The organism is Caenibius tardaugens NBRC 16725, assembly GCF_003860345.1.
Taxonomy (GTDB): Bacteria; Pseudomonadota; Alphaproteobacteria; order Sphingomonadales; family Sphingomonadaceae; genus Caenibius; species Caenibius tardaugens.
In genome coordinates this window covers 211,864-232,119 of record NZ_CP034179.1, presented here as the reverse complement: position 1 = coordinate 232,119, position 20,256 = coordinate 211,864, and the positions used below count along the sequence as shown (strand labels likewise).

Annotated in this window: 22 protein-coding genes; 20 read left to right on the top strand and 2 right to left on the bottom strand. The window is 60.4% G+C overall.

Annotated elements, in window-relative coordinates; translation table 11 throughout:
- Positions 1 to 36 precede the first annotated feature (36 nt).
- From EGO55_RS01230 to EGO55_RS01185, 10 genes are all read left to right on the top strand, one after another.
- The gene (locus EGO55_RS01230) at positions 37 to 774 is read left to right on the top strand and encodes a TlyA family RNA methyltransferase (protein ID WP_021689164.1); all 738 of its coding nucleotides are present in this window, start codon (positions 37 to 39) and stop codon (positions 772 to 774) included.
- A 118-nt stretch (positions 775 to 892) separates the two neighbouring features.
- Complete coding sequence (locus EGO55_RS01225; protein WP_021689163.1) at positions 893 to 1,447, top strand: TspO/MBR family protein; 555 nt, start codon at positions 893 to 895, stop codon at positions 1,445 to 1,447.
- Positions 1,448 to 1,511: 64 nt separating this feature from the next.
- Entirely contained in the window at positions 1,512 to 1,760 is a 249-nt protein-coding gene (locus EGO55_RS01220; protein ID WP_021689162.1) for an accessory factor UbiK family protein, read from the top strand.
- Positions 1,761 to 1,890: 130 nt separating this feature from the next.
- A complete protein-coding gene (gene recO, locus EGO55_RS01215) occupies positions 1,891 to 2,499 on the top strand; it encodes a DNA repair protein RecO (RefSeq protein ID WP_040715018.1) in 609 nt (202 codons plus the stop codon).
- A gap of 16 nt (positions 2,500 to 2,515) precedes the next feature.
- Complete coding sequence (leuB, locus tag EGO55_RS01210; protein WP_021689160.1) at positions 2,516 to 3,574, top strand: 3-isopropylmalate dehydrogenase; 1,059 nt, start codon at positions 2,516 to 2,518, stop codon at positions 3,572 to 3,574.
- A gap of 167 nt (positions 3,575 to 3,741) precedes the next feature.
- Entirely contained in the window at positions 3,742 to 4,950 is a 1,209-nt protein-coding gene (locus EGO55_RS01205; protein WP_021689159.1) for a trans-sulfuration enzyme family protein, read from the top strand.
- A 98-nt stretch (positions 4,951 to 5,048) separates the two neighbouring features.
- Complete coding sequence (locus EGO55_RS01200) at positions 5,049 to 6,425, top strand: PAS domain S-box protein (RefSeq protein ID WP_021689158.1); 1,377 nt, start codon at positions 5,049 to 5,051, stop codon at positions 6,423 to 6,425.
- Positions 6,426 to 6,448: 23 nt separating this feature from the next.
- Positions 6,449 to 6,847, top strand: coding sequence for a Co2+/Mg2+ efflux protein ApaG (gene apaG, locus EGO55_RS01195; RefSeq protein WP_021689157.1), 399 nt, complete (start codon positions 6,449 to 6,451; stop codon positions 6,845 to 6,847).
- A gap of 65 nt (positions 6,848 to 6,912) precedes the next feature.
- Positions 6,913 to 7,719, top strand: coding sequence for a LysR family transcriptional regulator (locus tag EGO55_RS01190; protein ID WP_021689156.1), 807 nt, complete (start codon positions 6,913 to 6,915; stop codon positions 7,717 to 7,719).
- Positions 7,720 to 7,837: 118 nt separating this feature from the next.
- Positions 7,838 to 8,485 carry a hypothetical protein gene (locus tag EGO55_RS01185; RefSeq protein WP_124916668.1) on the top strand — a complete coding sequence of 216 codons (648 nt, stop codon included), beginning with the start codon at positions 7,838 to 7,840 and terminating at the stop codon, positions 8,483 to 8,485.
- A gap of 472 nt (positions 8,486 to 8,957) precedes the next feature.
- On the opposite strand, the gene EGO55_RS01180 is transcribed toward EGO55_RS01185, so the two are convergent.
- Entirely contained in the window at positions 8,958 to 9,323 is a 366-nt protein-coding gene (locus tag EGO55_RS01180) for a PilZ domain-containing protein (protein ID WP_021689153.1), read from the bottom strand.
- Positions 9,324 to 9,694: 371 nt separating this feature from the next.
- Between EGO55_RS01180 and EGO55_RS01175 the strand changes: the two genes are divergently transcribed.
- Positions 9,695 to 11,347, top strand: a complete 1,653-nt coding sequence (locus EGO55_RS01175) for an FAD-binding protein (protein ID WP_021689152.1) — start codon at positions 9,695 to 9,697, stop codon at positions 11,345 to 11,347.
- Positions 11,348 to 11,378: 31 nt separating this feature from the next.
- Here EGO55_RS01175 and EGO55_RS01170 read toward each other — a convergent pair whose 3' ends face one another.
- Complete coding sequence (locus EGO55_RS01170; RefSeq protein WP_021689151.1) at positions 11,379 to 12,053, bottom strand: RBBP9/YdeN family alpha/beta hydrolase; 675 nt, start codon at positions 12,051 to 12,053, stop codon at positions 11,379 to 11,381.
- A 549-nt stretch (positions 12,054 to 12,602) separates the two neighbouring features.
- On the opposite strand from EGO55_RS01170, the gene rpsL reads away from it, so the two are divergent.
- From rpsL to rplB, 9 genes are all read left to right on the top strand, one after another.
- Positions 12,603 to 12,974 (top strand): 30S ribosomal protein S12, encoded by a 372-nt coding sequence (rpsL, locus tag EGO55_RS01165; protein ID WP_021689150.1) that lies wholly within the window; start codon positions 12,603 to 12,605, stop codon positions 12,972 to 12,974.
- Between the two features lie 77 nt (positions 12,975 to 13,051).
- Positions 13,052 to 13,522 (top strand): 30S ribosomal protein S7, encoded by a 471-nt coding sequence (gene rpsG / locus EGO55_RS01160; RefSeq protein WP_021689149.1) that lies wholly within the window; start codon positions 13,052 to 13,054, stop codon positions 13,520 to 13,522.
- Positions 13,523 to 13,612: 90 nt separating this feature from the next.
- A complete protein-coding gene (gene fusA / locus EGO55_RS01155; protein ID WP_021689148.1) occupies positions 13,613 to 15,706 on the top strand; it encodes an elongation factor G in 2,094 nt (697 codons plus the stop codon).
- 92 nt (positions 15,707 to 15,798) lie between these two features.
- Entirely contained in the window at positions 15,799 to 16,974 is a 1,176-nt protein-coding gene (gene tuf, locus EGO55_RS01150; protein ID WP_021689147.1) for an elongation factor Tu, read from the top strand.
- 173 nt (positions 16,975 to 17,147) lie between these two features.
- Positions 17,148 to 17,459, top strand: a complete 312-nt coding sequence (gene rpsJ, locus EGO55_RS01145; protein ID WP_040715017.1) for a 30S ribosomal protein S10 — start codon at positions 17,148 to 17,150, stop codon at positions 17,457 to 17,459.
- Positions 17,460 to 17,717: 258 nt separating this feature from the next.
- Complete coding sequence (rplC, locus tag EGO55_RS01140; RefSeq protein ID WP_021689145.1) at positions 17,718 to 18,476, top strand: 50S ribosomal protein L3; 759 nt, start codon at positions 17,718 to 17,720, stop codon at positions 18,474 to 18,476.
- 3 nt (positions 18,477 to 18,479) lie between these two features.
- The gene (rplD, locus tag EGO55_RS01135; RefSeq protein ID WP_021689144.1) at positions 18,480 to 19,106 is read left to right on the top strand and encodes a 50S ribosomal protein L4; all 627 of its coding nucleotides are present in this window, start codon (positions 18,480 to 18,482) and stop codon (positions 19,104 to 19,106) included.
- Positions 19,099 to 19,407, top strand: coding sequence for a 50S ribosomal protein L23 (locus EGO55_RS01130; RefSeq protein ID WP_021689143.1), 309 nt, complete (start codon positions 19,099 to 19,101; stop codon positions 19,405 to 19,407). The genes rplD and EGO55_RS01130 overlap by 8 nt, the downstream gene beginning before the upstream one ends.
- A 10-nt stretch (positions 19,408 to 19,417) precedes the next feature.
- Complete coding sequence (gene rplB / locus EGO55_RS01125) at positions 19,418 to 20,254, top strand: 50S ribosomal protein L2 (protein ID WP_021689142.1); 837 nt, start codon at positions 19,418 to 19,420, stop codon at positions 20,252 to 20,254.
- Positions 20,255 to 20,256 lie beyond the last annotated feature (2 nt).

Genomic DNA, 20,256 nt, shown 5'->3' with positions numbered 1-20,256 from the left:
TGGCTCAAGAGGGCTCGGTCGGCTATCGGCCGGTTTGTGGCACAGAAACAACGGATCGACCAATTGCTCGTTATGCGCGGGCTGGCGGAAAGCAGGGCACGGGCGCAGGCGCTTGTCATGGCCGGACTGGTCATGGTGGGGGACCGCAAGGCCGACAAACCGGGGCAGCAATTCGCGGAAGATGTGGAAATCGTCCTGAAAGGGCGGGATCATCCATGGGTATCGCGCGGTGGAATCAAGCTTGCGCATGCGATCGATCATTTCGCACTCGATCCCACGGGTGTGGTGGCGATGGATATCGGCAGTTCGACCGGCGGGTTTACCGATGTGCTGCTCAGCAAGGGGGCTGAACGGGTTTTTGCCGTCGATTCTGGCACTAACCAATTGGCGTGGAAACTGCGCCAGGACCCGCGGGTCACCGTTCTTGAGCAGACCAGCGCCCGCATTCTGACACCGGAAATGATCGATGCGCCCTGTACCTGGGTGGTTTGCGATGCGTCCTTCATTTCGTTGCATAAGGTATTGGAAGTACCTCTAAAACTCGCGTCACCCGAATGCCGTCTCGTGGCCCTGATCAAGCCCCAGTTCGAAGTCGGCAAAGGGGAAGTGGGCAAGGGTGGCGTCGTGCGCGATCCCGCCTTGCATGCCCGCGTATGCGATGAGGTGCGCGCCTGGCTTGAAAGCGAAGGCTGGGCGGTGGACGGTATCGTCGAAAGTCCGATCACGGGCCCCGAAGGCAATGTGGAATTTCTGATCGCTGCACAGCGCGCATGATCCGCGCATTGAAATAATTGGTGCTTCTGAAGTCCCGTTTGGGAACAAAGCTAAATCGACTAATTGCATGCGGCCCGTCGCCCCGCCAATATCCGCTGCGAATCAACGGGGGTTGCGGATGAATCTTCTCGCCTCGCAAGGGCAATTGCGAGCCAGTCTGGCCCGCTGGGCGCTGTTGCTGATGCCGGCTGTCTTGCTGGCCGGTTTTCTTTCGGGGGAACTGGCGGGCAGTGGGCCGGGTAATCTCTGGTTCGATTCGCTGGGCAAGCCCGGCATTTATCCGCCGCCGGCAACGTTCGGGATTGTCTGGACTATCCTCTATCTGATGATGGGTTTCGCGTTCGCGGTTGTCTGTTCCGCATGGGGTGCCCGTGGGCGTGGGTCGGCGATTGCCATGTTCCTTGTCCAACTGGCGCTCAATCTCGCATGGGCACCGTTGTTTTTTGCCGCGCACAAGATTTCCGCGTCGCTGGTATTGCTTGGCGTTCTGGCGATTGCCGTGGCGGTAACCACGGTGCTGTTCTGGCGTATCCGGTGGTACGCAGGTGCGCTGTTGCTGCCCTATCTCGCGTGGGTCCTGTTTGCGGGCGTGCTCACCTGGCAAATTCTGGAGCTTAACCCCTATGCCGATGGCAGCAACGCCAGTGGGGCGGTGCAGCGCATAGAATTTTAGGCAGAGGTGCCCTGCGCGCTTCAGGCCACTGGACAAGCCGCGTGCGCAGGACCACATACCCGCCATGCAAAGCGAAAATCCTCTGATCGCCGACTTCGTCAAGCTGATGAACAGCGCCGCTGGTACATTCGCGGGGATGACCCGGGAAGCCCGTGATGGCGCACGCGAACGGCTGAAGGAAACCTTGGGTGGCCTTGATTTTGTCAGTCGCGAAGAATTTGATGCTGTCAAAGAAATGGCAGCCAAGGCACGGGAAGAAAATGAAAAACTTTCCGAACGCCTCGCCGCGTTGGAAGCGAAGCAGAAAGCCTGATCGCGAACGCCCGGTTCTTCCGGCGTTTTACAAGGGCAAGGGCGGGGCGTTGTCCCCTGCCATTTCCGGTTCCAGTCACCATGTCGCGGTCCATTGCGTTTGACCGGTCATCGGGCCACATGCATCGCCTATGCATTTTCGCGCCCCCGCCATCCTTTGTGCTGCCCGGCCACACGGTGAAACCGCGATAATCGCGCGCCTGTTGACCGAGGAGCATGGCATGGTGGCGGGCTATGTCGCAGGAGGGCGGGGGCGCGCACTGCGTCCGGTTGTGATCCCGGGCAACCTTGTCGATCTGGACATGCGCGCGCGTTCCGAAAATCAATTACCCTTTGCGAAAGTGGAACTTGTCGAAAGTCGCGGCCCGTGGCTGGCGGAACCCTTGCCCGCAGCGGCGATGACATGGGTTTGCGCGCTGACGGCATCCACTCTGCCGGAACGGCAATCATATCCAAATCTTTACAGTTCATTATCGGCATTACTTACGGCAATTTGTCATGCGCCTTCAGCGCGCGGCTGGGCTGAGGCGCTCTTGCGCTATGAAGCGCTGCTGATGCGGGAACTGGGGTATGGAGGCGGCGATCCCGGCCCGCTGGGGGAATGGACGGGGGATCTGGCGGCTTTTGATCGCATGGGCCTGCTGATCGCGCGATACTGCCTTGCCGACCGCCGCGGAAACGTTATGGCGGCGCGCGCAATGCTGCGCGACCGGCTCGCCCGGATCGCGGGATCCCATTAGACCAGGAAGATAGTTCATGAAGATCGCGGTTTTCGCCGGAGACGGCATCGGTCCCGAAATCATGCATGAGGCGCTGCGGGTTCTCGATGCGCTCGCACTGCCCGATGTCACATTGATGGAAGGCTATGTTGGCGGCGCCGGTTATCGCAAGCTTGGCCACCCTTTGCACGCAGATACCATCCGTATCGCGCATGAAGCCGACGCGATCCTGTTTGGCGCTGTCGGCGATTTCGAATGCGATAATCTCGAACGCCATCTGCGCCCCGAACAGGCAATTCTTGGCCTGCGGCGCGAACTCACGCTGTTCGCCAATCTGCGTCCGGCCACGATGTTTGCCGGGCTGGAAGAAATGTCCGCGCTGCGCCCCGAAGTGGCCGGCAAGATCGACATGCTGATCGTGCGCGAACTGAACGGCGACGTATACTTTGGCGAGAAGGGCATTCGCACGCTGGACGATGGCCGTCGTCAGGGCTGGGACCTGATGTCTTATGCCGAGGACGAAGTGCGCCGGATCGCCCATGTGGCGTTCCGCGCGGCGCAGGGGCGCAAGGGGCGGCTGTGTTCGGTCGACAAATCGAATGTGCTGGAGACGTTCCAGTTGTGGCGCGATGTGATGATCGAAGTTGGCGCGGAATATCCCGATGTCGCGCTGAGCCATATGTACGTCGATAACGCGGCGATGCAGCTGGTGCGCGATCCGGGCCAGTTCGACGTGATCGTGACGGGCAACATGTTTGGCGACATCCTGTCGGATCAGGCGAGCATGTGTGTCGGTTCGATTGGGCTTCTTGCCAGCGCCGCGCTGGGTGAAACGCAAACGCAATACGGCACCAAGGGCCTGTTCGAGCCGATTCACGGCAGCGCGCCGGACATTGCCGGGCAGGGCAAGGCCAATCCCATGGCGATGATCCTGAGCCTTGCCATCATGCTGCGCCACAGTTTCGGGCTGGAAGCGGAAGCTGTCCGGATCGAGGCGGCCGTTGCGCAAGCATTGGCTGACGGGATTCGCGGCGGCGATCTGGGTGGCACGGCTGGCACGGCTGAAATTGGCGATGCGGTGCTCGCACGCCTCTGATTCGGGATGTTCTGACAAGATGTCCTGGCAAGGGGCCATCTGAAATCGGATGGCCCTAAAATCGGCATGACCCGAAAATCGGCATGACCCGAAAATCGGGATGGTAATGTCCGATCAGGCTATATCGCCGCTTGCCCCGGCCGGTGGGCGCGATTAAACGCGCGCCCATGAAGAAGAACACCGGTCAGAACCGTTCGATTACGACCAAATGGCGGCCTGCGACGCGGGCTGTCCGTGGTGGCACGTGGCGCTCCGAACAGGGCGAAACGAGCGAAGCGATTTTCCTTACTTCCGGCTATTCCTACGACGATGCGGCAACCCCGGCCGCGCGCTTCGCCGGCGAGGAACCGGGAATGACCTATTCGCGCACGCAAAACCCTTCGGTGCAGATGCTGGAAGAACGCATCGCGCTGATGGAAGGGGCGGAAGCGTGCCGGGTTCAGGCATCGGGCATGGCCGCGATGACGGCGGCGATGCTGTGCCAGTTGTCGGCGGGCGATCATCTGGTGGTTGCACAGGCGGCCTTCGGGCCCACGCGCTGGGTAACGGATAATCTCCTGCCGCGCTTTGCGATCGAGGCGACCCCGGTTGACGGGCGCGATCTCGATGCGTGGAAAGCGGCGATCCGGCCCAACACAAAAATGTTCTTCTTCGAAACCCCTGCGAACCCGACAATGGATATCGTCGATGTCGCGGCGGTCTGCGCATTGGCGCGCGAACATGGCATTCGCAGCGTGGTGGACAATGCTTTCGCAACCAGCGCGCTGCAACGGCCGCTGGAATTCGGTGCCGATGTCGTGGCCTATTCCGCGACCAAGCTGATGGACGGGCAAGGCCGGGTGTTGGCGGGCGCGGTCTGCGGGTCCGCAGATTTCATCAACAATCATCTGCTGCCGTTCCAGCGCAATACCGGGCCGACATTGTCGCCTTTCAGTGCGTGGGTGGTGCTCAAGGGGCTGGAAACGCTCGACCTGCGTGCCAATCGCCAGGCGGATAACGCGCTGGAAGTGGGGCGCTTTCTCGAAACGCGGGTGCCGCGCATTCTGCATCCCGGGTTGCCCAGCCATCCGCAATTCGCACTGGTGCAGAAGCAGATGATCAAGCCGGGCTCGATCTTCTCGTTCGAGATCGATGGCGGCCGTGAAGCAGCACACGCCATTCTCGACGCGCTGGAACTGATCGATATTTCGAACAATATCGGCGATTCCAAAACGCTGATGACGCATCCGGCATCGACCACCCATTCCAGCCTCGCGGCGGAAACCCGGGCTGCGATGGGTGTCACCGAAGGGATGCTGCGCATCAGTGTCGGACTGGAAGACCCTCAGGATCTCATCGACGATCTCGATCAGGCACTGCGTAAGGCCGGACTATAAGGTTGACCTTTGACGGGAATAGATTCGCCATAGTGCCCAAATGGAGATAGCGTTCTGCCAGTCTTGGCAGTCACGCTTTCATCAGATGAGGGAAGGGCATGATGGAGGTAGAGTATCATTATGCCGCTCTGATCGAATCTTCAGATGACGCTATTATTGCTAAAGATTTGGAAAGCCGGATTATTATTTGGAATCCGGCAGCCGAAAGGATTTTCGGATTTAGCGCCCGGGAAATGATCGGGCATTCTATCCGGCGGCTGATCCCCGAAGGACGACAACAGGAAGAAGACGATATTCTCGCGCGTATTCATGCGGGGGAGCGTGTGGGGGAGTTTTATACCGAGCGCCTCCACAAGGACGGGCACACGGTTCACGTGGCCGTGGCGGTGTCGCCGGTCAGGGACAAGCGCGGCAATATCATCGGTGCCAGCAAGAATATTCGTGATGCCAGTCAGCGCATCGCGATGATCGATCGCTGGCGGAACAGCGAACGGCGTTTTCGAATGCTGGCTGACAACATCACCCAGTTCGCATGGATTCTGGGTGCCGATGGCCGGGTCACCTGGTTCAATCGCCGGTGGTATGAATTCACCGGCCTGAACTTTGAGACGATGTCCGTGCATGGTCCGATGTGGGTGCATCATCCCGATCATGTGGAACGGGTAAGCGCGAAGTTCAGGCGGTGCCTGGAACTGGGGGAGCCTTGGGAGGATCTGTTCCCGCTACGCGGTGCCAACGGGGACTATCGGTGGTTTCTCTCGCACGCGGTGCCTGTGGCTGATGAGACCGGTGCAATCACTGAATGGTTTGGCACGAACACCGATATCACCGAGCAGCGTCAGCAGGCCGAACACATCGGTCTGCTGCTGAATGAGGTCAATCACCGATCAAAGAATATGTTGATGAAAATCCGTGCCATTGCCCGGCGCACGCACGGGGTGACGCCCGCATTTCTGGAGAGTTTTGACCGCCGGTTATCCAGCCTTTCCGTCAATCAGGATATTCTGGTCCGGCAAAACTGGCGAGAGGTGCCGCTGAGCGAACTGGTTGCGCTGCAGCTCAGATTCCTCGGGGAAGGGCAGCGGCAGATCGCCATCGATGGGGCGGATGCCGCGCTGAATCCACGCGCAGCGGAAGCTGTGGGGATGGCGCTTTACGAACTTGCCACCAATTCGCTGAAATATGGGGCGCTTTCCGTGGCAGAGGGCGCTGTGACCCTCCATTGGGACGTGGACACCGCCAACAACCATTTTGCCATACAATGGACGGAGCGGGGCGGTCCTGCGACAGTTATTCCGCAGAATACCGGGTTTGGCACAACGCTCATCCTCGATGTTCCGCGCCAGAGCCTGAACGCGGAGGTTTCGCTCGATTACCATTCCACAGGGGTCATCTGGCGCCTGGAATCGCACGATGCGCTGGCATCGCCAGAAACGGGGGGACAGTCCCCGCCGAAAGACTTGCCGCGCGCGTAAATCGAGTTAGGTTACGAATCGTCATGGAGCAGCTATTCCAGCACGCAGCGATCACTGATGGGGTTACCGTCCGTGTTGCCGTCAATTTTCTTCCGGAACAGTCGCATGTTTCGGCGGGCAAGTGGTTTTGGGTCTATCACATCCGTATCGAGAACCACTCGAGGGAAACGATCCAACTGCTCACTCGTCATTGGCGCATTACGGACGGCAATGGCGCGGTGAACCATGTCGACGGCGAAGGTGTTGTTGGCGAACAGCCGATCCTGCCACCCGAAGGAACGCATGATTACGTGTCGGGCTGCCCGCTGACCACGCCGCATGGCTCGATGGAAGGGCATTATACGTTCCGCAAGGAAAGCGGCGAGGCTCTGCGGGTTGCGATACCGTTCTTCCCGCTCGCAGCGCCTGCCACCGCAGATTGAGCGGTAGCGTTTTGCCGTTCACCGCGCTTGCCCGTGGGTCGGGTGGCGATTAAACGCGAACATCAATGAAACGCACACACCTGCCTCTGAACGCCTTGCGCGTATTCGATGCCGCTGCACGGCATCTCTCGTTCACCCGCGCAGCCGACGAGCTCGCGGTTACCCCGGCGGCTGTCGGGCAGCAGATCAGGGCGTTGGAAGACGTGCTGGGCGTTGTGCTGTTCCGGCGGACGAGCAAGGGGCTGGAATTGACGGAAGAGGCGAAAGCCGGGCTCGATGCCCTGCGTGAGGGTTTCCTCAATTTCGAGGAAGCCGTTCGTGCCATGCAGGCCGGGCAGGCCAGCCATTTTTATACCATCGCTGTTCCGCGCGACTTTTTCGCGGCCTGGCTTGGCGAAAGGCTGGCCAGCTTCCGGGTTGCCAATCCTGACGTTCAGTTTGCGCTGGTCGATGGCGATGCCAATGATTTTGCGGAAGCCAATCTGGATATCGCGGTGCGCTGGGCTGAAGGCCCGGGAGAATACGAGGGTGTTTCTCTCGGGGCGCCGGGCAAGGTTCGGGTTTGCGCGCCGGGAACGGGTGGCAACAGCGATCAACCCGAAATCTACTGGCAGGGGCAAAGCGACGCGGCGGCAGATGCCGCGACGCTGCTGAGTGTGCCGGATGCGGGCCAGGCGCTGGCCGCTGCGGCGGCGGGGCTGGGCATTGCCGAAGTCCCTGCGTTGCTGGCGGAAAAATGGATTGCGGATGGCCGGGTCGATCGCATGGGTGATATCGAACCATGCAGGAAGGCCTATTGGCTGGTGGCGCCCGTGCCGCAGTGGCGCCAGAAGAAGGTCAAGGCACTGGTCGCCCATCTCACTGCGGAATGATCCCGTGCCATTTCACCGCACAACCGGGGCGTTTACTCCGGTCCGAACGGGGGCTGGTCATCTGGCGTTCAGCATGTGCGCCTAAATTTCGCTGACCGGATTTCAGGAGAAAATGGTGATGCGAAAGCTTCGTACAGCCCTTGTCGCAGGTGTCGTTGCGCTGGCTGCAACCGGGGTGGCCGTAGCGGCCTCTGATCATGTGCACGTGATGGAAGTGAAGCTGCCCGATGGCGGCGTGGCGCAAATCCATTACCTCGGTGATGCGCGGCCCGACGTGACCGTGGTGCAATCGCCGGTTGCGGCGCAAGACATGCGCCTTCCCGTCGGATTTGACGACGACATGTTCTTCGCACCCTTTGCCCAGATGGACCTGATGATGGCGCAAATGGAAGCCCGGCATCAGGCCATGATGCAACAGATCGCGAATATGGACCAGATGGCGGCGGTTGATGCCGATGGGGCTCCGGTGCACCTGGTTTCGCAGGGCGATTTGCCCGCAGGTACAATGGTGCAATACAGTTTCCATTCGTCGACCAGTGGCGCGAACGGTTGCACGCAGACTGTGGAATGGCGTTCCGATGGCAGTGGCAAGGAACCTCAGGTCGTGCGGGCCAGCAGTGGCGATTGCGCTGCCGTGAAGCCGTCGGCCAAGCCGCAGCCTACCGCAACCCAGCCCGAATCCGCTGCGCCGAAGCAAAAGGCCAAGCCTGCGAAACCTGCAAAGCAGGAAGACCAGACCGATTTGTTACCCGGTCATTCGACCTGAGCGCTGATCGACTCGCGATTTTTGAAGGTCCGTTGCAAGCGGCACCCCTGACCTGGTCGGGGGTGCCGAATGGCATTGGGGCGCGACCTTGGGTTGTGCCTACTGGCGCGATGTCACGCCAGCGTTGTTGGTCCGGTCAAACACGAGACCAGTCGTAGACTTTTCCGGGGTCCTGTTGGATGCCGCGAATTGCCTTTGTGAGATACTTGTCTGCTCGCCTGCGGTGCTGCCCTTCCTCCAGGGCCGTGGGTGCGCTCAACGCCATGAGCACTTCCTCGCGTGCATGCCTCAGGCAGAGCGGTACGTTTGCGCGCGTCTGCATGGTCTATCCTCGCGATAGAGCGGGGTGCAGCATTCCGCCAGTCGGCCGGATCACTGCAAATCCTGCCTGATGTCGTTCCGGCAGCGTGGGCTGTCGTTCGGACTTGGAACCAAAGTAACAGCCGTTCACGAGTCGCGCCAAATACATCGGTCAGGCTATCTGTCTGCGGCGGGCGGGACTGGCCTTCTGCACGGATACCGGCGCGGCTGTTATGTCGCCGCGGCAAATGCCTACAAGATGGTTGAAAGTGTGAGCGTGCAGGGCATCGTTGAAGCAGAGGCCCGCAATGCCGCTGTGTGTCCAGCGGATAGAGCCATCAATCGGCGCAAAACCGCTGATTTCCAGTGTGACCGGTTCGCCCGGTTCAAACGGGTTCTGTGCAAGATTGCTGATCCGGCATCCCCGGAGCGAAAGCTCGATCATAAGGCCTTCGGTGCTTTCCGAGGCCTTGTGCGCGACCCGCACATTCCGCCGCACGGCGAACCGGCGATGGGGACGAATAAACGTTACGGCCATGATCCCTCCCAACATTGGGAAATGTTTCGTGATTTAGGGGTAACACGCAATTCTTAACCATTCCCTTCACCCGAATCCGCCCTTCGGCAGGCGTCACGAAAAGAAGGCGGTCCGGGGGAGGGGCCGCCTTCTCCGGGACTGAACCGGTCGAAGACAAAGGGGATTGCCCGGTCCTCGACTGGCCCACCCCTTGGGCATTCGCGCGATGCGCGGTCTTCAGTGACGAAGAACGCCCTGTTTTCATGACTCTTGATGGTTAACCCGGTTCCCGGGGCGACCGAAAAATTCCAACAGGGGGAAGAACCGCAGGCCTGTCTTGTCGCGGTCAAGGTAAAACCATACACAGCCGTCGGATTGATGGGGAGGGTGGCTTGGCTGCGTCGGTTGATTTCGTTGTTGTAGGTTCGGGCGCAGGCGGTTTGGCCGGTGCCATCGCGGCAAAGCTTAATGGCTTGAACCCCGTGGTGATCGAAAAGGCTGCACTTTGGGGTGGGACCAGCGCGCTTTCAGGTGGCGGTGTATGGATACCCAATAATCATCTGATGAAGCGGGATAATATTCCCGACTCCTACGAGGAGGCGATGGCCTATCTCGAGGCGACTGTCGGTGAAGTCGGCCCGGCGAGCAGCCGTGAACGCAAACATGCCTATCTCGATGCGGGCCCCAAAATGGTGCGATCGCTCGAAAAGCTGGGGTTCACGTGGATTCGAGCGCCGAAGTATCCGGATTATTATCAGAAGATGCCCGGCGCCAAGGTTGGCCGTACGTTGGAAGCGTCCAATTTCGACGCCAATAGGCTGGGTGCGATGCTTCACACCATGCGGCGCAACATGATGCGCCCGCTGGCGATCACCACCGATGCGGCGCCCAAGATTCCGACCATGCTGCGTTCGTTCAATTCGCTGATGGGGGTCATGACCGTTGTTGCGCGCACGCTGAAGTTCCGGATCAAGGGGCAGGTGCCGCTGTCCATGGGGCAGACGCTGGTCGCGCAATTAATGGCTGTGGTCCAGTCGCTCGATATCCCAGTGCGCCTCGATACGCCGTTGAAGGAACTGGTGCAGGACGATGCGGGCCGGGTCATCGGGGTGAAAGTCACGACGGCGCAGGGTGAGGAAACGATTGCCGCGCCGCGCGGTGTGCTGATGGCGGCAGGCGGTTTTGCCAAGGATGCGGCCTACCGCATGCCGCTTCAGGGCGTGACCGGGGAATGGAGCCCGGCCAGTCCGGATGACACCGGTGATGGGCACAAGATCGGCGCGGCAATCGGCGCGGAACTTGCGCTTATGGATTCGGCGACGTGGTATCCGGTTTCGATTTCGCCCGATGGCACGATCAATGTTGGCATCTGGGAACGGACCTTGCCCGGATCGATTATCGTCGATCAGTCGGGCCAACGCTACACGAACGAAGCGGCGTCTTATGTCGATGCGGGCAGGGCCATGCTGGAGCGTGACAAGACGGTTCCGGCTGTGCCCAGCTGGCTGGTGTTCGATACACGTTACAGGAACCGCTATTTCTTCGGCCAGATACCACCCCGGGTGACCCGGCAATATGTGGAGAGCGGGTTTTTCCAGAAAGGGGAAACGCTGGAGGAACTTGCTGGCAAGTGCGGGATCGATGCCGCCGGTCTGGTCGCCACAGTGACGCGGGTGAACAGCATGGCTGCGGCAGGCGGGGTCGATGCGGATTTCGATCGCGGCGACAATGTTTACGACGAATATTATGGCGACCCCGCGCATCGGCCGAACCGTTCGTTCGGCCCGGTGGATGCCGCGCCGTTTTATGCCGTGCGGTACTGGCCGGGCGATCTCAGCACCAAGGGCGGGCTGATGGCGGATGCGCATGCGCGCGTTCTGCGCGCCGATGGCAGTGTGATCGAAGGGCTCTACGTCGCTGGCAACAACGCGGCCCCGGTCATGGGGCGCACTTATCCCGGCGCGGGCGCAACGATCGGGCCGTCGATGGTTTTTGCCTGGATTGCAGGGCATCACGCGGCGGGTGCGGATGTGTCGGTGTGTTGAACGCCAAACCCGTTACCCGCCGCGTCGCCCTCTAGACGATCACCGGCGCGGGGGCGCCATTGTTCGTCAGTCCCCCGGAAAGCGGGGCACCGAGAGGGGCTTTGCTGCGCGAAACAGGGGGTGAGAGCCTGTAATCGCGGAGCAAACGGTTGAGCAGGCGTTGGCCAAAGTGCCATTCGCGGGTGCTGGTGGTCGAGCCGGGTTCGTCTTCGCCATCGATGAAGCGGGCATCCCAGTCCTTGGCGAGGCCATAGGCCGACCGGTAATTGCCGTTGGGATCGTAGTTGTCCGGTACGAGAAACGAGGGGAAAGGCAGGGCGCGTCGTGGCACAGCGCCGAATTTGGCGACGCGTTGGTCCAGTCCCGGACGATCGAGATCGGGCGGCGCGACCAGCAGCGCGCCAACCACCGGGCCGCCTTCCGCAGGGCGTTCGTATTCAGCCCACCACGCGACGGCCAGATTGCCAAGCCCTTGCGCCACCAGCACGACGGGACGATTGACTCTGGATATGGCAAGATTGAGTTTGTTGACCCAGGTGTTGCGATGCGGATCATGCCACATTCCGAGATCAAGGCGTTCGCAGTTCGCCTGCTGGCGTGCCCACGCCTGTTGCCATTGGGGCGAATCCTCTGCGGTATTCCCGGGCACGATCAGAACGAGGGGGTCTTTCAGGGTTTCATAGGAAACCGGCACGCGATCGGTCATGGTTCATCTCCCAGTTGACTCGAAAGCCGGTCGACTTGGAACACGTCCCGACGCTTGTCATAATAACTCTATTCATTGTGTAGACAATGCATCCGCGACTACAGGACAAAAAAACGGGATAAGTTGCGTGACGCGCCGTATGCTGGTGAGGATCGTCCTTGCATGCCCCACGGCATGGCTATGGTCTGTTCGGGCCTATCCCCGTCCTTGACCCCAGGCCCGGCTTCCCCTAAGGGCGCGCGATCCGAAACGCGGGTTATCCCGCTTCCGGGTAGATAGAGCTGAACATTGCCGGTCACGTCCCGGGGCATTGAATGCTGCATTCAACGCCTTTTTCTATTGGGTTCGCTGCGCGCTTGCGCGGGTGAACTGCGGGGCAGCCGTCAAAGTAACCCGGTGATCGTGTCGGGTGGAGCGATTCGGCTTGCACAGCGAATACCGCATGGCGGTGTTCGTATGCGTCCATTCCCGCGATGCGGACGGATGGCCCTGTGCAGGTTTTTATCCTTCACTCTGCTGATATCGCCATGAACCAGGTGAAGGTATTCAATGCCGACAATCAACCAGCTGGTCCGCAAGGGCCGCGTTCCGCAGAAGGCCAAGAGCAAGGTCCCTGCGATGGATCAGAACCCGCAGAAGCGCGGTGTCTGCACCCGCGTCTATACCACGACGCCGAAGAAGCCGAACTCCGCTCTCCGTAAGGTTGCCAAGGTCCGCCTGACCAACCAGCGCGAAGTCATTTCCTACATCCCCGGCGAAGGCCACAACCTGCAGGAACACTCGGTTGTGCTGATCCGCGGCGGCCGTGTGCGCGACCTTCCCGGTGTGCGTTACCACGTGCTGCGCGGCGTGCTCGACACGCAGGGTGTCAAGGACCGCAAGCAGAGCCGTTCGAAGTACGGCGCCAAGCGGCCGAAGTAAGGCTCGCTCGCGAGTTCCTAAGGTTTCAGGCCTGCACGCCCTCAGGGCCAGTGCTGCCGAGTAAAAGGAAATAACCGATGTCACGTCGTCGTCGTCCCGAGAAGCGGGAAATCCTGCCCGATCCCCAGTTTGGAGATCAGGTCCTGTCCAAGTTCATGAACAACCTCATGCTGGACGGTAAGAAGTCGGTTGCCGAACGTATCGTTTACGGTGCGCTCGCAACGGTTGAAGCGAAGGCCAAGAGCGATCCCGTTCAGGTTTTCCATGATGCGCTGAACAACGTGCGTCCGCAGATTGAAGTCCGCAGCCGCCGCGTCGGTGGTGCGACCTACCAGGTTCCGGTCGAAGTGCGCCCCGAGCGTGCACAGGCTCTCGCGATCCGCTGGCTGATCTCGGCTGCACGCGGTCGTGCGGAAACCACCATGGCTGCGCGCCTGTCGGGTGAACTGATGGATGCGGCAAACAATCGCGGCAACGCGGTGAAAAAGCGGGAAGACACCCACCGTATGGCCGACGCCAACCGCGCGTTCAGCCACTACCGCTGGTAAGCTTCGCGCCGGAAAGACTTTCGATTGTAACAATCGTAACCATATGGGGGTCGCTCCCAGCGGGGGCCCCCATCTTTCAAGGAATTTCCCATGGCACGTAGCCATCCCATCGAACGCTACCGCAATTTCGGTATCATGGCGCACATCGACGCCGGCAAAACCACCACGACCGAGCGGATTCTCTACTACACCGGCAAGTCCTACAAGATCGGCGAAGTCCACGACGGCGCCGCCACCATGGACTGGATGGAGCAGGAGCAGGAACGCGGCATCACGATCACGTCCGCTGCCACCACCTGTTTCTGGCAGGCCGATGAAGGCAATGGCCCCGAGCACCGCCTGAACATCATCGACACCCCGGGCCACGTGGACTTCACCATTGAAGTCGAACGTTCGCTGCGCGTGCTCGACGGCGCGGTCGCCGCATTTGACGGCGTTGCCGGCGTTGAGCCGCAGTCCGAAACTGTGTGGCGTCAGGCTGAAAAGTACGGCGTTCCGCGCATGTGCTACATCAACAAGCTCGACCGGACCGGTGCGAACTTCTACTATTGCGTGCAGACGATCATCGATCGTCTCGGTGCGATCCCGCTGGTTCTTTACCTGCCGATCGGTGCAGAGTCGGACTTCAAGGGTCTCGTTGACCTCGTCAACGACCGCGCCATCATCTGGAAGGATGAATCGCTCGGTGCCGAATTCTTCTATGAAGAAATCCCGGCCGACCTCGCCGACAAGGCCGCGGAATACCGCGAAAAGCTCATCGAACTCGCCGTCGAACAGGACGACGATGCGATGGAAGCTTACCTCGAAGGTAACCTGCCTGACGTTGCAACGCTCAAGGCGTTGATCCGCAAGGGTACGCTGGCTCAGGCCTTCGTTCCGGTTCTGTGCGGTTCGTCGTTCAAGAACAAGGGCGTGCAGGCTCTGCTCGACGCCGTTGTCGACTATCTGCCGAGCCCGGTCGATGTTCCGGCCATCAAGGGCGTGAAGCCCGACAGCGACGAAGAAGACAGCCGTCCGTCGAGCGACGACGCGCCGTTCTCCTCGCTGGCGTTCAAGATCATGAACGACCCGTTCGTGGGTTCGCTGACCTTCACCCGCATCTACTCGGGCAAGCTCTCCAAGGGCGCGGTCCTGAACTCGGTGAAGGACAAGAAGGAAAAGATCGGCCGCATGCTGCTGATGCATTCCAACAACCGCGAAGACATCGAAGAAGCGTTCGCAGGCGACATCGTGGCTCTGGCTGGTCTCAAGGAAACCACCACGGGCGATACGCTGTGCGATCCGGCCAACCCGATCGTTCTCGAACGGATGGAATTCCCCGAACCGGTTATCGAACTGTCGGTGGAACCCAAGACCAAGGCTGACCAGGAAAAGATGGGCGTTGCGCTCAATCGTCTGGCTGCCGAAGATCCGTCGTTCCGCGTCACCACCGACCATGAATCGGGTCAGACGATCATCAAGGGGATGGGGGAACTTCACCTCGACATTCTCGTCGATCGCATGAAGCGCGAATTCAAGGTCGAAGCCAACGTGGGCGCGCCGCAGGTGGCCTACCGCGAGTCGCTGGCGAAGCCGGTCGACATCGACTACACCCACAAGAAGCAGTCGGGTGGTACCGGTCAGTTCGGTCGCGTGAAGGTGAAGCTTGCTCCGGGCGAACGCGGCCAGGGCATCAACTTCGTCGATGAAATCAAGGGCGGCAACATTCCGCGTGAATTCATCCCGGCGATTGAAAAGGGTATGCGTGAACAGGCAGCCAGCGGCTATCTGGTCGGCTTCCCGATCATCGACTTCGACATCGTTCTCTATGACGGTGCGTACCACGACGTCGACTCGTCCGCGATCGCGTTCGAAATCGCCGGTCGCGGTGCGATGCGCGAAGCTGCTGGCAAGGCCGGCATCAAGCTGCTCGAACCGATCATGAAGGTTGAAGTCGTGACTCCCGATGAATATCTCGGCGACGTTATCGGCGATCTCAACTCGCGTCGTGGCCAGATTCAGGGCACCGATACGCGTGGTAATGCCCAGGCCGTCGAAGCCAATGTGCCGCTTGCGAACATGTTTGGCTACGTCAACGAACTGCGTTCCTTCACTCAGGGTCGTGCGCAGTACACCATGCAATTCTCCCACTACGACGAAGTGCCGGCAAATGTCGCTGCTGAAGTCAAGGAGAAGCTTGCCTAAAGGCGAGTGAGCGTTTAGGGGCGGCGCCTGATTCAACGGGTGCCGTTTTCCCCCGTGAAAATCTAAGTTCTAGGAATAGAGGTTAAGAGACAATGGCGAAGGAAAAATTCGAGCGGAACAAGCCGCACTGCAACATCGGCACCATCGGTCACGTCGACCACGGCAAGACCACGCTGACTGCAGCAATCACCAAGGTTCTGGGTGCGCCCGTCGATTTCGCAAACATCGACAAAGCTCCGGAAGAGCGTGAACGCGGCATCACCATTTCGACCGCTCACGTCGAATACGAAACCGATGCACGTCACTACGCACACGTCGACTGCCCGGGTCACGCTGACTATGTGAAGAACATGATCACCGGTGCTGCCCAGATGGACGGCGCTATCCTGGTGGTGAACGCTGCTGACGGCCCGATGCCGCAGACCCGCGAACACATCCTGCTCGCTCGTCAGGTCGGCGTGCCGGCTCTGGTCGTGTACATGAACAAGGTTGACCAGGTCGACGACGAAGAAATCCTCGAGCTCGTCGAACTCGAAGTTCGCGAACTGCTGTCCAGCTACGACTTCCCGGGCGACGATATTCCGATCGTCAAGGGTTCGGCTCTGGCCGCTCTCGAAGGCCGCGATCCGGAAATCGGTGAAAAGTCGATTCTCGAACTGATGAAGGCCGTCGACGACTACATCCCGCAGCCGGACCGTCCGGTTGACAAGCCGTTCCTGATGCCGATCGAAGACGTGTTCTCGATCTCGGGTCGCGGTACGGTTGTGACCGGCCGTATCGAAACGGGCGTTGTGAACGTGGGCGACGAAGTCGAAATCATCGGCATCAAGGACACGCAGAAGACCACCGTGACCGGCGTGGAAATGTTCCGCAAGCTGCTCGATCGTGGTGAAGCTGGCGATAACGTCGGCGCCCTGATCCGCGGTATCGCTCGTGAAGCGGTGGAACGTGGTCAGGTTCTCGCGAAGCCCGGTTCGGTTACGCCGCACACGGAATTCAGCGCAGAAGTCTACGTGCTGTCGAAGGACGAAGGTGGCCGTCACACGCCGTTCTTCGCCAACTATCGTCCGCAGTTCTACTTCCGTACCACGGACGTGACCGGTGAAGTCGTTCTTCCCGAAGGCACGGAAATGGTTATGCCTGGCGACAACGTGACGATCGGCGTGAAGCTGATTGCTCCGATCGCCATGGACGAAGGTCTTCGCTTCGCAATCCGTGAAGGCGGTCGTACCGTCGGTTCCGGGGTTGTCAGCGGGATCACGAAGTAATATAGGCGCCGCTCCGGCCGGGTCCCTGGGGATTCGGCCGGTCGGAATTTTCGGGGTCGCCCCCGTTCACGTGAGCCTTCGTTGAAGGTCAGGTGAAATGGGGCGGTCTTCGTTTTTATTTATGGGATGGCTGTCGTGGTCATCCTTTGGCTCTTTCGCATCGGTAAGTGGACATGGAAGCTCAGAATATCCGCATTCGCCTTAAGGCGTTCGATCATCGCGTGCTCGACCAGGCAACTGGCGAAATTGCGGAAACCGCCCGTCGCACCGGCGCGCTCATTCGTGGCCCCATTCCGCTCCCGACGCGTATCGAGAAGTTCACCGTGAACCGCGGTCCGCATATCGACAAGAAGTCGCGCGAGCAGTTCGAGGTGCGCACGTACAAGCGGTTGCTCGACATTGTGCAGCCCAACGCCCAGACGGTTGATGCTCTGATGAAGCTCGATCTTGCTGCTGGCGTGAACGTCGAAATTAAGCTGGCCTGATCGCCGCTTTGCCCCTAAGGGGGCTCCAGCGATTCCCGCGCGTCGCCAAAATGCGCGGGCAGGGCAGGATTTATTCCAGCCCGGGACATTAGGGATACCTCCGGCATTGCCTTTGGGCATTTGTCGGGCAAGCGTCCCCCGTCTCGCCTGCTGCTTGCAGCAGGCACTGTTTCAGCCCGGACGGGGCACGCTTCACATTTTGGGCTGAACATGCCTTCGCAGGATGGGCTTGCGTAGGCCTCTGTAGGAGTATGGATCATGCGCACAGGCGTGATCGCTAAGAAAGTCGGGATGACCCGTCTGTTCCAGGAGGATGGCCGCCACGTGCCGGTCACCGTTCTGGCACTGGAAGATTGTCAGGTCGTCTCGGTCCGCACCGAAGAGAAGGACGGTTATACCGCTCTTCAGGTCGGTTCGGGTGAAGCGAAACAGAAGAATGTAAACAAGCCGCAGCGTGAGCACTTCGCCAAGGCGAATGTGCCGCTCAAGCGCAAGGTCGCGGAATTCCGCGTTGCCGACGATGCGGTTCTCGAAGTTGGTGCCACGATCGCAGCCTCGCATTTCGTTGCGGGCCAGATGGTCGACATCACCGGGGACACGCAGGGCAAGGGCTTTGCCGGTGCGATGAAGCGCTGGGGTTTCGGTGGTATGCGTGCAACGCACGGCGTGTCCATCAGCCACCGTGCACACGGTTCGACTGGCCAGCGCCAGGATCCGGGTCGCGTGTTCAAGAACAAGAAGATGGCCGGTCACATGGGTGATCGCCAGCGCACGCAGCAGAACCTCGAAGTCGTTCGCACGGATGACGAGCGTGGCCTGATCTTCGTGAAGGGCTCTGTCCCCGGTTCGAAGAATGGCTGGCTGCTTGTTCGCGATTCGGTGAAGGTCGCGCGTCACGCGGAAGCACCGTATCCGGCAGGCCTTAAGGGTGCTGCCAACAGCAACGAAGCGGCGCCTGCCGACACGCCTGCCGATACGGCACCGGCGGTCGAGGCGACCGAAGGCCAGGAGGGCTAAGTCATGAAGGTCAAGATTCAGACCCTGGATGGCGGCAAGGCCTCTGGCGACATTGAACTGTCGGATGCCGTGTTCGGTCTCGAACCGCGCGCTGACATTCTGCATCGCGTTGTCACCTGGCAGCTCGAGAACCGCCGCGGTCCGGCCCGTCCGACCCGTGAACGTTCGGATGTTGCCCGTACCGGCAAGAAGTGGGGCAAGCAGAAGGGTGGCGGCACGGCTCGTCACGGCGACCGCAAGGCTCCTGTCTTCATCGGCGGTGGTAAGGCGCACGGTGCCCGTGCACGTGACTTCGGTCAGTCGCTGAACAAGAAAGTGCGTGCTCTGGGCCTCAAGATGGCTCTTTCGGCCCGTGCGAAGGACGGTCTCGTGATCCTCGACAGCCTCGAGCTGAAGGATGCCAAGACCAAGGCGCTTGCCGGTCAGCTCGCCAATGCGGGTTGGGGTAAGAAGGTTCTGGTTATCGACGGCGATGCGGTGAACGAAGGTTTCGCTCGCGCTGCTGGCAACCTGCCGAACATCAATGTGCTCCCGGCTGTCGGCGCGAATGTCTACGACATCCTGAAGCATGACACGCTGGTGCTGACCCGCGCGGCGGTCGAAAAACTGGAGGCGCGGTTCAATGGCTAAGAAGCAGGACGTGGATGTGCGTCACTACGACGTGATCCTTTCGCCCCATATCACCGAGAAGTCGACGCTGTTGTCCGAGAACAACGCAGTTGTCTTCAAGGTCGCCGATAGCGCCACCAAGCCGCAGATCAAGGACGCGGTCGAGGCTCTGTTCGACGTGAAGGTCAAGGGTGTGAACACCCTGGTCCAGAAGGGCAAGACGAAGCGCTGGAAGGGCAAGCCCTACAAGCGTTCCGATGTGAAGAAGGCGATTGTGACGCTGGCCGAAGGCCAGTCGATCGACGTCACCAGCGGTATCTGAGGCGCGGATCATGGCACTGAAGAACTATAAACCGACGAGCCCCGCGCGCCGCGGACTGGTCCTCGTCGACAAGTCTGGCCTGTGGAAGGGCAAGCCTGTCAAGGCGCTTACTGAAGGTAAGAGCAAGACCGGTGGCCGTAACAACAAGGGCCACGTGACCTCGCGCGGTATCGCCGGTGGTCACAAGCAGAAGTACCGCTTCATCGACTTCAAGCGTCGCAAGTGGGACATGCCGGCTACCGTGGAGCGGATCGAATACGATCCCAACCGCACCGCGTTCATCGCGCTCATCAAGTACGAGGATGGCGAACTCGCCTATATCCTCGCACCGCAGCGCGTTGCCGTGGGTGACTCGGTCGTTGCCGGTGAGCGCACCGACGTGAAGCCGGGCAATGCCATGCTTCTGTCGCAGATGCCGGTTGGCACGATCTGCCACAACGTCGAAATGAAGCCGGGCAAGGGCGGCCAGATCGCCCGTTCGGCCGGCGCTTACATTCAGATCGTCGGTCGTGACCGTGGTCTGGTGATCGTTCGTCTGAACTCGGGCGAACAGCGTTACCTGCGTGGCGATTGCATGGGTACGGTTGGCGCGGTTTCGAACCCCGACAACTCGAACCAGACGCTGGCCAAGGCTGGTCGCAAGCGCTGGATGGGCCGTCGTCCGCTGACGCGCGGTGTTGCGAAGAACCCGGTCGACCACCCGCATGGTGGTGGTGAAGGCCGCACTTCGGGTGGCCGTCATCCGGTTACCCCGTGGGGCAAGCCGACCAAGGGCGCCCGGACCCGCAACAACAAGCAGACGGACAAGATGATTATCCGTTCGCGTCACGCGAAGAAGAAGAGGTAAGC

Coding starts and splice junctions, on each gene's coding strand:
- EGO55_RS01185 (WP_124916668.1), top strand. CDS start 7,838: ATGCGAAAGCTTCGTACAGCCCTTGTCGCAGGTGTCGTTGCGCTGGCT.
- rpsJ (WP_040715017.1), top strand. CDS start 17,148: ATGGAAGCTCAGAATATCCGCATTCGCCTTAAGGCGTTCGATCATCGC.
- rpsG (WP_021689149.1), top strand. CDS start 13,052: ATGTCACGTCGTCGTCGTCCCGAGAAGCGGGAAATCCTGCCCGATCCC.
- EGO55_RS01200 (WP_021689158.1), top strand. CDS start 5,049: ATGATGGAGGTAGAGTATCATTATGCCGCTCTGATCGAATCTTCAGAT.
- rplB (WP_021689142.1), top strand. CDS start 19,418: ATGGCACTGAAGAACTATAAACCGACGAGCCCCGCGCGCCGCGGACTG.
- EGO55_RS01205 (WP_021689159.1), top strand. CDS start 3,742: ATGAAGAAGAACACCGGTCAGAACCGTTCGATTACGACCAAATGGCGG.
- rplC (WP_021689145.1), top strand. CDS start 17,718: ATGCGCACAGGCGTGATCGCTAAGAAAGTCGGGATGACCCGTCTGTTC.
- EGO55_RS01225 (WP_021689163.1), top strand. CDS start 893: ATGAATCTTCTCGCCTCGCAAGGGCAATTGCGAGCCAGTCTGGCCCGC.
- fusA (WP_021689148.1), top strand. CDS start 13,613: ATGGCACGTAGCCATCCCATCGAACGCTACCGCAATTTCGGTATCATG.
- EGO55_RS01170 (WP_021689151.1), bottom strand. CDS start 12,053: ATGACCGATCGCGTGCCGGTTTCCTATGAAACCCTGAAAGACCCCCTC.
- EGO55_RS01190 (WP_021689156.1), top strand. CDS start 6,913: ATGAAACGCACACACCTGCCTCTGAACGCCTTGCGCGTATTCGATGCC.
- EGO55_RS01220 (WP_021689162.1), top strand. CDS start 1,512: ATGCAAAGCGAAAATCCTCTGATCGCCGACTTCGTCAAGCTGATGAAC.
- rpsL (WP_021689150.1), top strand. CDS start 12,603: ATGCCGACAATCAACCAGCTGGTCCGCAAGGGCCGCGTTCCGCAGAAG.
- tuf (WP_021689147.1), top strand. CDS start 15,799: ATGGCGAAGGAAAAATTCGAGCGGAACAAGCCGCACTGCAACATCGGC.
- EGO55_RS01130 (WP_021689143.1), top strand. CDS start 19,099: ATGGCTAAGAAGCAGGACGTGGATGTGCGTCACTACGACGTGATCCTT.
- recO (WP_040715018.1), top strand. CDS start 1,891: ATGCATTTTCGCGCCCCCGCCATCCTTTGTGCTGCCCGGCCACACGGT.
- apaG (WP_021689157.1), top strand. CDS start 6,449: ATGGAGCAGCTATTCCAGCACGCAGCGATCACTGATGGGGTTACCGTC.
- leuB (WP_021689160.1), top strand. CDS start 2,516: ATGAAGATCGCGGTTTTCGCCGGAGACGGCATCGGTCCCGAAATCATG.
- EGO55_RS01180 (WP_021689153.1), bottom strand. CDS start 9,323: ATGGCCGTAACGTTTATTCGTCCCCATCGCCGGTTCGCCGTGCGGCGG.
- rplD (WP_021689144.1), top strand. CDS start 18,480: ATGAAGGTCAAGATTCAGACCCTGGATGGCGGCAAGGCCTCTGGCGAC.